Genomic DNA, 12,092 nt, shown 5'->3' with positions numbered 1-12,092 from the left:
GCCGCCCTTGCGCACCGTCCCCCACGCGGGAGTAGTCTGCATGCTTTACCAATTGCACGAATTCCAGCGGGCCATGCTGAGCCCGCTCACGGCCTGGGCCCAGGCCGCGTCGAAGTCGTTCGCGAATCCGTCGAGCCCGTTCTCGCTGATGCCCGGCGCACCGCGGATGGCGGCCGCCTATGAGCTGATGTATCGGCTCGGCAAGGACTACGAAAAGCCGGAATTCAACATTCACCAGATCGTCAAGGACGGCCACAACATCCCGATCGTCGAGCAGACGATCATCGAGAAGCCGTTCTGCCGGTTGTTGCGCTTCAAGCGCTATTCGGACGACGCCGACGCCGTCACGCAACTGAAGGACGAACCGGTCGTGCTGGTCTGCGCGCCGCTGTCGGGCCACCACTCGACGCTGCTGCGCGACACGGTGCGCACGCTGCTGCAGGATCACAAAGTCTACATCACCGACTGGATCGACGCGCGGATGGTGCCGGTCGAGGTCGGCCCGTTCCACCTGCACGACTACATCGCGTACATCCAGGAATTCATCCGTCACATCGGCGCGCGCAACCTGCACGTGATCTCGGTATGCCAGCCGACGGTGCCGGTGCTCGCGGCGATTTCGCTGATGGCGAGCCGCGGCGAGGACACGCCGCTCACGATGACGATGATGGGCGGCCCGATCGACGCGCGCCGCAGCCCCACTTCCGTGAACTCGCTCGCGACGCAGCACTCGACCTCGTGGTTCGAGAACAACGTGATCCACACGGTGCCCGCGAACTATCCGGGCGAAGGCCGCCAGGTCTATCCGGGCTTCCTTCAGCACACGGGCTTCGTCGCGATGAACCCGGAGCGGCACGCGCAATCGCATTGGGATTTCTACCAGAGCCTGCTGCGCGGCGACGAGGACGACGCCGAAGCGCACCGCCGCTTCTACGACGAGTACAACGCGGTGCTCGACATGGCCGCCGAGTATTACCTCGAGACGATCCGCGTCGTGTTCCAGGAATTCCGGCTCGCGGAAGGCACGTGGGACGTCGAAGGCGAGCGCGTGCGGCCGCAGGACATCAAGCACACCGCACTGATGACGATCGAGGGCGAACTCGACGACATCTCGGGCAGCGGCCAGACGCACGTCGCGCACGAGCTGTGCACGGGCATCCCGCAAGACGATCGCCGCAGCCTGACCGCCGAGAAGTGCGGCCACTACGGGATCTTCTCGGGCCGCCGCTGGCGCACGATCATCTATCCGCAACTGCGCGACTTCATCCGCGAGCATGCGCCGGAGCCGAAGAACGGCGCGGCGAAGTTGCCCGTCGATGCGCAGGATGCGACCGCGATCGGCGTCGTGCCGGCCGCCAAGCCGGAGCCGGAACCGGAAACGGCGGTGCGCGCCACCGCCGCCAAACGCACGCGCGGCACGCGCGCGAAGGCGCCGGCCGTGACGGTCGCGCCCGCCGCCAAGGCCGCGCCGGCCGCGAAGCGCGCGGCAGGCAGCCCGCGCACCAAAGCCATGCGAGCCCGCAAGGCCGCCTGACACACCGCTCCGACGCAAAAACGCCGCCGTAGCTTGCGCACGGCGGCGTTTTCTTATCCGGGCGCGGCCGCGAACCAGCGGCGCACCGGCTCCTCCATGCGTCGCGTCAGCGCCGCAGCAGATACGCGAGCAGCACCTCGGTGTTCATCCGGACCATCTCCGCGCGCTCGTCGGTATCGGTGAAGTCGCGGCCGAGCGTCGCGGCGAGCGTGAAGCGGTTCGACACGATGTAGTAGCCGAGCCCCGACAGCGTCACGTAGAAGCGCAGCGGATCGACGTCGCTGCGGAACAGCCCGGCCTTCTGGCCGCGCATCAGCACGTTGCCGAGCTTCGCGACGATCGGCGACATCATCTCGCGGATCCGCGTCGACTTGTGCAGATAGCGCGCTTCGTGCAGGTTCTCGTTGTTGATGAGCCTCAGCAGCTCCGGATGGTCGCGGTAGTAATCCCACACGAAATGCGCGAGCCGCGTGACGGCTTCGACCGGCGCGACGCCATCGAGATCCAGCACGCGCTCGGCCTCCGTCAGCGCGGAGAACGCGTGTTCGAGCACGGCGGTGAAGAGCTGCTCCTTGCTGCCGAAGTAGTAATAGAGCATGCGCTCGTTCGTTTCGGCCCGGCGCGCGATCTGATCGACGCGCGCGCCGAACAGCCCTCCATTCGCGAACTCTTCGGCAGCCGCCATCAGGATGCGGCGGCGCGTACCTTCAGGATCTCTTTTGATTTTTGGCTGATTCATGGTGGCGTTTTGCTATGTGAGCCGCTTGATCCGGACCGGCACCCCCACCGCCTCGGCGCCGGCCGCCCTGGAACGGGCGCGCCGCGGGCGGCCACCCTCCTGCTGAGCCCCTGCAAAAAAGCGGTTCGATTATGCGCATAGACGGCGTCCAGCGCAATGCGGGAAATCGGCGATAATCGAGCTTTGGCAAACCTTTCCGGCCGCGCCCGACGCGGCCGAGAGCCATTCGGCGCCGCGGCGCCCGTTGTCAGCCTGTTGTCACCGTGACCGATTCCAAAACACTCGCGGATCGCATCGAAGATCTGCTTCCCCAGACGCAATGCACGAAGTGCGGCTATAACGGCTGCCGTCCGTACGCCGAGGCGATCGCCGCCGGCGACGCGAACTACAACCAGTGCCCGCCCGGCGGCGCCGAAGGCATCGCGCGCCTCGCGCGCCTGCTCGGCAAGCCGGTGATTCCGCTGAACCCCGTGAACGGCAGCGAGCATCCGCGCGCGGTCGCGTTCATCGACGAAAACCTGTGCATCGGCTGCACGCTGTGCATGCAGGCGTGCCCGGTCGACGCGATCGTCGGCGCGCCGAAGCAGATGCACACGATCGTCGCGTCGCTGTGCACGGGTTGCGACCTGTGCGTGCCGCCGTGTCCGGTCGACTGCATCGCGATGCTGCCGGTGACTGGCGATCGCACGGGCTGGGATGCGTGGTCGCAGGAGCAGGCCGACGCCGCGCGCGAGCGCCACGATCTGCGGCTCGCGCGCCAGCGTCGCGAGCGCGAGGCCGCCGAAGCGCGCGCCGCGGCTCGCCGCGCCGCCAGTACCGCGAAACCGGCCGCGGAACCCTCCGCCGTGCAGTCGGGCGCGCCGGCCGACGACGCCGAAGCGAAGAAACGCGCGATCATCGCCGCCGCGCTCGAACGCGCGCGTAAAAAGAAGGAAGAACTGTCCGGGCAAGGCGCCGGGCCGAAGAACACCGAAGGCGTGAGCGCGGCCGTCCAGGCGCAGATCGACGCGGCCGAGGCCCGCCGCAAGCGGCTCGCCGAACAGCAGGCGCAGCGCGACGCCGATGCCGCGTCGGGCGGCGGCGACCACGACAACGACGCAGGCAACGACGATCCGGACGGCCCGTCCACGCCGCCCGACCAGAACGCTCCATGAACGCCAGCAAACGACGCGCGATCTACGAAACGCTGCAGAGCCTCAATCCGCATCCGACCACCGAGCTCGAATACTCGACGCCGTTCGAACTGCTGATCGCCGTGATGCTGTCCGCGCAGGCGACCGACGTGTCGGTCAACAAGGCGATGCGGAAAATGTTTCCGGTCGCGAACACCCCGCGACAAATCGTCGCGCTCGGCGAGGAAGGCGTCACCGAGTACATCAAGACGATCGGCCTCTATCGCACCAAGGCGAAGAACGTCGTCGCGACGTGCCGGATCCTGCTCGAGCGCTACGATGGCGAGGTGCCGGCCGATCGCGAAGCGCTCGAAGGCTTGCCGGGCGTCGGCCGCAAGACCGCGAACGTCGTGCTGAACACCGCGTTCGGCCAGCCGACGATCGCGGTCGACACGCATATCTTTCGCGTCGCGAATCGCACCGGGCTCGCGCCGGGCAAGGACGTGCGGGCCGTCGAGGCCGCGCTCGAGAAGTTCACGCCGAAGGAATTCCTGCAGGATGCGCATCACTGGCTGATCCTGCACGGGCGCTACGTGTGCAAGGCCCGCCGGCCCGAATGCTGGCACTGCGCGATCGAACCGCTGTGCGAATTCCGGCCGAAGACGCCGCCGCCCAACGAGTGAGCATCAGCCGCGGCTGACGTATCGACGCGCCGCGCCGGCCGCCCGGGCCACGCGCGACAACCGGCCGGCGTCGCCGCGGCGCCGGCGGCGTGCCCCCCTTCCCGACTACGCGTTGGACGTCGCCGTCGCGTCGTCGGCGGCCGCGCCGCCCGCGCGCACGAGCGCCAGCACGGCCGCCAGGATCGCGACACCGCCCGCCCACTGCAGCGGCGACAACGCTTCCCCGAACAGCAGCGCCGCGAGCGCGACCGTCACGACCGGTTCGAGCGTCGACAGCATCGACGTGCGCGCGGCCCCGAGCCGCTCGAGCCCGGCGAAGAACGCGAGCATGGCCGCCACCGTCGACACCAGCGCGATCGCGAGCATCGATGCCCAGCCGCCGGCCGTCGCGGGCCACCGCGGCGGCGCGCCGAACGCCGCCGTTCGCACGACGGCGATCGCGACGAGCGTCGCGGTGGCCGACAGGCAGATGATCGCGGTGGTCGCGAGCGGTTCGACGCCGCGCGTCGCCTTGGTGCCGCCGACGATGTACAGCGAGTAGATCACCGCGGCGGCCAGCGCGAGCGCGATCCCGAGCGGCTCGCCGTGCCCGCCGCCGACCATCAGCGCCGAACCCGCGACGCACAGCACCAGCGCGACGGCCTTCGCGCGCGTCAGCCGCTCGCCGAGCCACCACGCGGCCAGCAGCGTGACGAACGCCGGATACAGGTACAGCAGTAGCGCGACGAGGCTCGCCTGCGCGTGCTGCAGCGCGCTGAAATAGCAGAACGACTGCCCGACGTAGCCAAGCGCGCCCATCGCGACGAGCGGCACGAGCGCGCGGCCGCGCGGCCATGCGACGCCGCGCTGCCGCGCGATGGCGGCGAGCACCGCGCCGCCGATCGCGAAGCGCACGATCAGCAGCCCGAGCACGTCGACGCCGGCCGCGTACGCATAGCGGCCGAAAATCGCCATCGCGCCGAACGCGGCGGCGGACAACGCGACGTAGAGCGCGCCCTGCAGGGCGGCGGACGATGAGCGGACGGTGGCGGTCATGGTGAAAGCGGGCGAGCAAGGCGCCGTGGCAGGAATCGTCGGAGTGTAGCGGCGCGGCGGCGGCGAGCCTAGCCCGCGCTTACCCGTTGCGCGACGGGCGGCCGCAACGACCCGCGCCGTGCCGCCCGCCTCCAGCCGCCCGAGGCCACCGCCAGCGCCGTCCGCCGCGCCGGCGTACAATGCCCGACGCGGCATGACGCCGCCCGAATCACGACGTTTCCCCACCATGTTCAATCCAAGCCGCGACGACGTGCGTCGCTTTTTCACCGAGACCTGGCGCAAGCAGCGCGCGGGCGAGATCCTGACGCCGCTCGAAGCGATCGCAGCCGACTGGATCGTCGAGCATCCCGAATACCACGACGAACTGGCCGACGCCGACGGCGCGGCGGCGCGCAACTACACGCCCGAGGAAGGCCGCACGAACCCGTTCCTGCACCTGTCGATGCACCTCGCGATCAGCGAGCAGTTGTCGATCGACCAGCCGCCCGGCATCCGCGCCGCGCACGACAAGCTGGCCGCGAAGCTCGACTCGACCCACGATGCGCAGCACGCGATCATGGAATGCCTCGGCGAGACGATCTGGGAAGCGCAGCGCACGAACACGCCGCCCGATACCGACGCGTACCTGCAGCGCATCCTGCGCCGCGCGTCGCGCGACTGAGTGCGCCGGCCGGCACCCCGGCCTGCGCTGGCGGCCCCGTGAAGCGGGCAAAAAAATACCCCGCCGAGGCGGGGCATGCTTGCTGCGCGAGCCCGTGAGGCCCGTCGCGCTTACTTCTTGAATACGAGGTCGGTTTCCTTCAGCGACTCGATGTAGGACGCGATGTCCTTCATGTCGCTGACCGACAGGTTCTGGACCTGCGCCTGCATGATCGCGTTGTTGCGACCGAGCAGCGGGTTCGTCAGCCCCATCTGGTACTGGCGCATCGCCCACACGAGATAGTCGGCGTGCTGGCCGGCCAGACGCGGGTACTCCGCGTTGATCGGCTTGTTCAGTTGCGCGCCGTGGCAGGCCGCGCAGTTGTGCGATTCGACCAGTTCCTTGCCCTTCGAGATGTCCGCGGCGTGGGCGGTACCGATCGCGAGGCCGGCCGCCAGTGCAACCGCCGCCGTCTTGAATGCGTTGTTCATGAATGCTCCTGTCCCGCCGGAGAGATCGGCGGCGCGCGCTTTACTTGTAGGGGTTGTCCTTCGTGTCGGCCTTCTGGGCGGCGTAGTACGCCGACAGATCCGCGATGTCCTGGTCGGTCAGCGAGCCGGCGATCGCATTCATCGACGGGAAGTGACGATCCTTCTTGCGGTAGGCCTTCAGCGCGTTCTCGAGGTATTGCTGGTTCTGGCCGCCGAGGACAGGCACCCGGTAGACCTCCGGGTACGCCGCGCGGTAGTCCTGGATGCCGTGGCAACCGATGCACATGGCGGCCTTGCTCGCCCCGTCCTTCGGGTTGCCGACCACACCGGCCGCCTGCGCGCTGCCCGCGAGCGCCACGAGCGCTGCGACAACGACGTGTTTGCCGACGAATTTGTTCATAGCTCTTGTAACCTAGCTTGAGGGGAAACTGGCGCCGAAGCGGCAACGGCCCGCGCCGTTTTGCTTGTCGGTCGCCACGCAGGCCAAAAAAAACGGCCAGATTGTACCGCGTCGGCGGGGAACGCGTCCATACGGGCACCCCGGTGGGCCCCGCCACAGCCCCGCAACGATACGCGGGCGCGGCCCGCCCGCACAGCCCTTCTGACTTATACTGGGTTTTTTTTCCGATGAAGAAGAGCGCCGCCATGCGTTTCGAAGGGTCCTCGCACTACGTCGCCACCGACGATCTGAAGCTCGCGGTCAATGCCGCGCTGACGCTGCAACGCCCGCTGCTGATCAAGGGCGAGCCCGGCACCGGCAAGACCATGCTCGCCGAGGAAGTGGCCGCCGCGCTCGACATGCCGCTGTTGCAGTGGCACATCAAGTCGACCACCAAGGCACAGCAGGGCCTGTACGAATACGACGCCGTATCGCGGCTGCGCGATTCGCAGCTCGGCGACGCGCGCGTGAAGGACATCGCGAACTACATCGTCAAGGGCGTGCTGTGGCAGGCGTTCGACGCCGAGCGCCCGAGCGTGCTGCTGATCGACGAAATCGACAAGGCCGACATCGAATTCCCGAACGACCTGCTGCGCGAGCTCGACCGGATGGAATTCCACGTGTACGAGACGCGCGAGACGGTCCGCGCGAAGCACCGCCCGCTCGTCATCATCACGTCGAACAACGAGAAGGAGCTGCCCGACGCGTTCCTGCGCCGCTGCTTCTTTCACTACATCCAGTTTCCGGACCCGTCGACGATGCAGAAGATCGTCGCGGTGCACTTCCCGAACATCCGCGAGGAACTGCTGCGCGCGGCGCTCGAGAGCTTCTTCGAGTTGCGCGGCGTGTCGGGCCTGAAGAAGAAGCCGTCGACGTCCGAGCTGCTCGACTGGCTGAAGCTGCTGCTCGCCGAGAACATCCCGGCCGACGCGCTGCGCGGCGCGGACGCGAAGCAGATCGTGCCGCCGCTCGCGGGCGCGCTGCTGAAGAACGAGCAGGATCTGAGCCTGCTCGAACGGCTCGTCTACATGAACCGGCACAACCGGTAATCCCCCTCACCCGCGAAGGCCCGGCCATGCTGCTCAATTTCTTCTACGCGCTGCGCGCAGCCAAGCTGCCCGTCTCGGTGAAGGAATACCTGACGCTGCTCGAAGCGCTGAAGGCCGGGCTGATCTCGCCGTCGATCGACGCGTTCTACTTCCTCGCGCGGATGACGCTCGTCAAGGACGAGCAATATTTCGACAAGTTCGACCAGGCGTTCGGCGCGTATTTCCACGGCGTGTCCGCGTTGCCGTCCGAGGCGTTCGACATCCCGCTCGACTGGCTCGAGAAGCGCCTCGAGCGCGAGCTGTCGGCCGAGGAGAAGGCGCAGATCGACGCGATGGGCGGCCTCGACAAGCTGATGGAGCGCTTGAAGGCGCTGCTCGACGAGCAGAAGGAACGCCACGAAGGCGGCAACAAATGGATCGGCACGGGCGGCACGTCGCCGTTCGGGCACGGCGGCTACAACCCGGAAGGCGTGCGCATCGGCGGCCCGTCGAACGGCAACCGCACCGCGGTGAAGGTGTGGGAGGCGCGCGCCTACCGCGACTACGACGATTCGGTCGAGATCGGCACGCGCAACATCAAGGTCGCGCTGCGGCGGCTGCGCCGCTTCGCGCGCGAAGGCGCGGCCGAGGAGCTCGACCTGCCCGGCACGATCCGCAGCACGGCCGCGAACGCCGGCTGGCTCGACCTGCGGATGGTGCCCGAGCGCCACAACAACGTGAAGGTGCTGATGCTGCTCGACGTCGGCGGCTCGATGGACGACCACATCAAGCGCACCGAAGAGCTGTTCTCGGCCGCGAAGGCCGAATTCAAGCACCTCGAATTCTTCTACTTCCACAACTGCGTGTACGACCATCTGTGGAAGAACAATCGCCGCCGCCACGCGGAGCGCACCGCGACGTGGGACGTGCTGCACAAGTTCACGCCCGACTACAAGCTGATCTTCGTCGGCGACGCGACGATGAGCCCGTACGAGGTGCTGCAGCCCGGCGGCTCGGTCGAATACAACAACCCGGAAGCCGGCGCCGTGTGGCTGCGCCGTCTCGCCGACCAGTTCCCCCACCATGCATGGCTGAACCCGGAGCCCGAGCGGCTATGGGAATACCGGCAATCGATCGCGATCATTCGCGACGTGCTCGGCCAGCGCATGTATCCGCTCACGCTCGCGGGCCTCGAAACCGCGATGCGCGCACTCAGCAAGTAACGACACCCACCCGCAGATACCCAGGCCGCATCCGAGCGGCCGCCCCGGAGAGAGCATGAACCTTTCGCCCACCGCGAGCGCCAGCCGCGCCGGCGGCCGCCGCTTTTTCGCCGATACGTCCGTGTCCGCGCTCGTCGCCGGCTTCGTCGCGATGATGACCGGCTACACGAGCTCGCTCGTGCTGATGTTCCAGGCCGGCCGCGCCGCCCACCTGACCGACGCGCAGATCTCGTCGTGGATCTGGGCGCTGTCGATCGGCATGGCGCTGACGACCATCGGCCTGTCGCTGCGCTTTCGCGCGCCCGTCGTCGTCGCGTGGTCGACGCCCGGCGCCGCGCTGCTGATCGCGTCGCTGCCCGGCGTGCCCTACCGCGAGGCGATCGGCGCGTTCGTCGTGTGCGCGTTGCTGCTGACGGCCGTCGGCGTGAGCGGGCTGTTCGACACGCTGATGAAGCGCATTCCGGCCGGCATCGCGGCCGCGCTGCTCGCGGGCATCCTGTTCGAGATCGGCATCGAGATCTTCCGCGCCGCGCAGTTCCAGACCGCGCTCGTGCTCGCGATGTTCTTCACCTACCTGATCGTCAAGCGGCTCGCGCCGCGCTATGCGATTCCGACGACGCTGATCGTCGGCACGGCCGTGGCCGGCGGCCTCGGGCTGCTCGACTTCAGCCGCTTCCACATCGCGCTCGCGCAGCCCGTGTTCACGATGCCCGCGTTCTCGATCGCGTCGATCGTCAGCATCGGCATTCCGCTGTTCGTCGTCGCGATGGCGTCGCAGAACGTGCCGGGCATCGCGGTGCTGCGCGCGGACGGCTATTCGACGCCGTCGTCGCCGCTGATCGCGACGACCGGCCTCGCGTCGCTGCTGCTCGCGCCGTTCGGTTCGCACGGCGTGAACCTCGCGGCGATCACGGCGGCGATCTGCACGGGCCCGGAAGCGCACGAGGATCACGCGAAGCGCTACACGGCCGCCGTGTGGTGCGGCACGTTCTACCTGATCGCCGGCGTCTTCGGCGCGACGATCGCCGCGCTGTTCGCGGCGCTGCCGAAGGCGCTCGTCGTGTCGGTCGCGGCGCTCGCGCTGTTCGGCTCGATCATGAGCGGGCTCGCGAACGCGATGCAGGACGTGAAGCAGCGCGAAGCGGCGCTCGTCACGTTCATGGTCACGGCTTCGGGCCTCACGCTGCTGTCGACCGGCTCCGCGTTCTGGGGGCTCGTCGCGGGCGTCGTCACGCAGGTGATCCTGAACGCGCGGCGCCCCGCGTGACGCGGCTCGCCGCCTGCCGCGGCGCGCGCCCGGCACGCCAAAACGTGCCCGACACGAATCGGGCCTAAAATGATGGATCGGAAGCGGCGCCCGGCGCCGCTTCGCTTCGCCGCCGCGCTCGCGCGGCCCGTGAGAACCCGGCGCCCCGCGCTCTTCTTCCGAATCGCCATGACTACCGCACTCGACCAGCTGAAGCAGTACACGACCGTCGTCGCCGACACGGGCGACTTCCAGCAGCTTGCGCAATACAAGCCGCAGGACGCGACCACGAACCCGTCGCTGATCCTGAAGGCCGTCCAGAAGGATGCGTACAAGCCGATCCTCGAGAAAACCGTCCGCGATCACCGCAACGAAAGCACCGATTTCATCATCGACCGCCTGCTGATCGCATTCGGCACCGAAATCCTGAAGCTGATCCCGGGCCGCGTGTCGACCGAGGTCGACGCACGCCTGTCGTTCGACACGCAGCGCTCGATCGACAAGGGCCGCGAGCTCATCAAGCTGTACGAAGCGGCCGGCGTCGGCCGCGAGCGCATCCTGATCAAGCTCGCGTCGACGTGGGAAGGCATTCGCGCGGCCGAGGTGCTGCAGAAGGAAGGGATCAAGTGCAACATGACCCTGCTTTTCTCGCTCGTGCAGGCCGCCGCGTGCGCGGAAGCCGGCGCGCAACTGATCTCGCCGTTCGTCGGCCGCATCTACGACTGGTACAAGAAGCAGGCCGGCGCGGAATGGAATGAAGCGAAGGACGGCGGCGCGAACGATCCGGGCGTGCAATCGGTGCGCCGCATCTACACGTACTACAAGACGTTCGGCTACAAGACCGAAGTGATGGGCGCGAGCTTCCGCACGACGAGCCAGATCACCGAGCTCGCCGGCTGCGATCTGCTGACGATCAGTCCCGATTTGCTGCAGAAGCTGCAGGAGAGCAACGAGACGGTCGCCCGCAAGCTGTCGCCGGACACGCTGCAGGACAAGCCGTCCGAGCGCGTCGCGATCGACGAGGCATCGTTCCGCTTCCAGTTGAACGACGAAGCGATGGCGACCGAAAAACTCGCCGAAGGCATCCGCGTGTTCGCCGCCGACGCGGTGAAGCTCGAGAAGCTGATCGACGCGCTGCGCTGAACCGCGCGTGCGTGACGGGTGTCGGTTGATCTGTCAGCAAGACTGACAACAGCCGTCAACAGGCACGACGAACGGCCGCGAACTGCATGTTCGCGGCCGTTTTTATTTTTCATTCCATCGTCGAGCACGCGCACTACAATCCACGTCACGAGTGCGGCGGCCGCATCCCGTCGCGCTCGCCCCGGTCAATCCCCGCAGTACCCGAGCCGGCGCCGCTCCGCCTGCCCGGCCCACAGGAGACAACGATGCAAGTTCAACCGTACCTGACGTTCTACGGTCGTGCCGACGAAGCCCTTCAGTTCTACGAAAAGGCGCTCGGCGCAAAGACGGTGTTCAAGATGCACTTCAAGGACGCACCGCCGAATCCCGATTACCCGATGTCGCCGGAGATGGCCGACAAGGTGATGCACGCGAGCTTCACGATCGGCGACTCGATGATCATGTGCTCGGACGGGGACTGCAGCCAGCCGGCCGGCGCCGCGCACGCCGGCTATTCGCTGTCGCTGAACCCGGCGACGGTCGACGAAGGCCAGAAGCTGTTCAATGCGCTCGCGGACGGCGGCGAAGTGACGATGCCGTTCGGCAAGACGTTCTGGGCGCTCGGCTTCGGGATGGCGAAGGATCGTTTCGGCGTGCACTGGATGGTCAACGTCGAGGACCTGTCGCAGCGCGAGGAACTCGCGAAACGCGCACAGGGCTGACGCAGGAACGAACGCCCGCCACCTCGCGGTGGCGGGCGTTTTCGTTGCCGCGCGGCGCGAGCGCGGCACGCCGCCGCG

Annotated in this window: 13 protein-coding genes; 9 read left to right on the top strand and 4 right to left on the bottom strand. The window is 67.8% G+C overall.

Going from position 1 to position 12,092, the window contains the following annotated elements:
- The first annotated feature begins 40 nt into the window (after window positions 1-40).
- Window positions 41-1,534 (top strand): polyhydroxyalkanoate depolymerase, encoded by a 1,494-nt coding sequence (locus tag KPB06_RS12435; protein WP_059583714.1) that lies wholly within the window; start codon window positions 41-43, stop codon window positions 1,532-1,534.
- A gap of 106 nt (window positions 1,535-1,640) precedes the next feature.
- On the opposite strand, the gene KPB06_RS12430 is transcribed toward KPB06_RS12435, so the two are convergent.
- Window positions 1,641-2,273 carry a TetR/AcrR family transcriptional regulator gene (locus tag KPB06_RS12430; RefSeq protein WP_059583716.1) on the bottom strand — a complete coding sequence of 211 codons (633 nt, stop codon included), beginning with the start codon at window positions 2,271-2,273 and terminating at the stop codon, window positions 1,641-1,643.
- 263 nt (window positions 2,274-2,536) lie between these two features.
- Here KPB06_RS12430 and rsxB point away from each other — a divergent pair, with 263 nt between their 5' ends.
- Together rsxB and nth are read left to right on the top strand one after the other, a co-directional pair.
- Window positions 2,537-3,427 carry an electron transport complex subunit RsxB gene (gene rsxB / locus KPB06_RS12425; RefSeq protein ID WP_275905612.1) on the top strand — a complete coding sequence of 297 codons (891 nt, stop codon included), beginning with the start codon at window positions 2,537-2,539 and terminating at the stop codon, window positions 3,425-3,427.
- Window positions 3,424-4,068 (top strand): endonuclease III, encoded by a 645-nt coding sequence (nth, locus tag KPB06_RS12420; RefSeq protein WP_006478196.1) that lies wholly within the window; start codon window positions 3,424-3,426, stop codon window positions 4,066-4,068. Before rsxB ends, nth begins: the two co-directional genes overlap by 4 nt.
- Before the next feature lie 105 nt (window positions 4,069-4,173).
- On the opposite strand, the gene KPB06_RS12415 is transcribed toward nth, so the two are convergent.
- Complete coding sequence (locus KPB06_RS12415; protein WP_059583718.1) at window positions 4,174-5,103, bottom strand: DMT family transporter; 930 nt, start codon at window positions 5,101-5,103, stop codon at window positions 4,174-4,176.
- Window positions 5,104-5,296: 193 nt separating this feature from the next.
- Here KPB06_RS12415 and KPB06_RS12410 point away from each other — a divergent pair, with 193 nt between their 5' ends.
- Entirely contained in the window at window positions 5,297-5,764 is a 468-nt protein-coding gene (locus KPB06_RS12410; RefSeq protein WP_371090871.1) for a DUF1841 family protein, read from the top strand.
- A 110-nt stretch (window positions 5,765-5,874) separates the two neighbouring features.
- On the opposite strand, the gene KPB06_RS12405 is transcribed toward KPB06_RS12410, so the two are convergent.
- Together KPB06_RS12405 and KPB06_RS12400 are read right to left on the bottom strand one after the other, a co-directional pair.
- On the bottom strand, window positions 5,875-6,234 hold the full coding sequence (locus KPB06_RS12405) for a c-type cytochrome (RefSeq protein ID WP_006490657.1): 360 nt from the start codon (window positions 6,232-6,234) through the stop codon (window positions 5,875-5,877).
- Window positions 6,235-6,274: 40 nt separating this feature from the next.
- Window positions 6,275-6,634, bottom strand: coding sequence for a c-type cytochrome (locus tag KPB06_RS12400; RefSeq protein WP_006478192.1), 360 nt, complete (start codon window positions 6,632-6,634; stop codon window positions 6,275-6,277).
- Window positions 6,635-6,879: 245 nt separating this feature from the next.
- Between KPB06_RS12400 and KPB06_RS12395 the strand changes: the two genes are divergently transcribed.
- The 5 genes from KPB06_RS12395 to KPB06_RS12375 all read left to right on the top strand — a co-directional run bounded on the left by KPB06_RS12395 (window position 6,880) and on the right by KPB06_RS12375 (window position 12,014).
- Complete coding sequence (locus KPB06_RS12395; RefSeq protein ID WP_059646686.1) at window positions 6,880-7,722, top strand: AAA family ATPase; 843 nt, start codon at window positions 6,880-6,882, stop codon at window positions 7,720-7,722.
- 26 nt (window positions 7,723-7,748) lie between these two features.
- The gene (locus KPB06_RS12390; RefSeq protein WP_060010275.1) at window positions 7,749-8,924 is read left to right on the top strand and encodes a vWA domain-containing protein; all 1,176 of its coding nucleotides are present in this window, start codon (window positions 7,749-7,751) and stop codon (window positions 8,922-8,924) included.
- Between the two features lie 55 nt (window positions 8,925-8,979).
- Entirely contained in the window at window positions 8,980-10,191 is a 1,212-nt protein-coding gene (locus tag KPB06_RS12385) for a benzoate/H(+) symporter BenE family transporter (RefSeq protein ID WP_059583722.1), read from the top strand.
- Window positions 10,192-10,359: 168 nt separating this feature from the next.
- A complete protein-coding gene (gene tal / locus KPB06_RS12380) occupies window positions 10,360-11,313 on the top strand; it encodes a transaldolase (protein ID WP_059583766.1) in 954 nt (317 codons plus the stop codon).
- Between the two features lie 245 nt (window positions 11,314-11,558).
- Window positions 11,559-12,014 (top strand): VOC family protein, encoded by a 456-nt coding sequence (locus tag KPB06_RS12375; RefSeq protein WP_059583723.1) that lies wholly within the window; start codon window positions 11,559-11,561, stop codon window positions 12,012-12,014.
- Window positions 12,015-12,092: the final 78 nt, after the last annotated feature.

This window comes from Burkholderia semiarida (assembly GCF_029268935.1).
Classification (GTDB): Bacteria; Pseudomonadota; Gammaproteobacteria; order Burkholderiales; family Burkholderiaceae; genus Burkholderia; species Burkholderia semiarida.
Note: the sequence above shows the minus strand (reverse complement) of the source record. Positions and strands in the feature narration are given on the sequence as shown.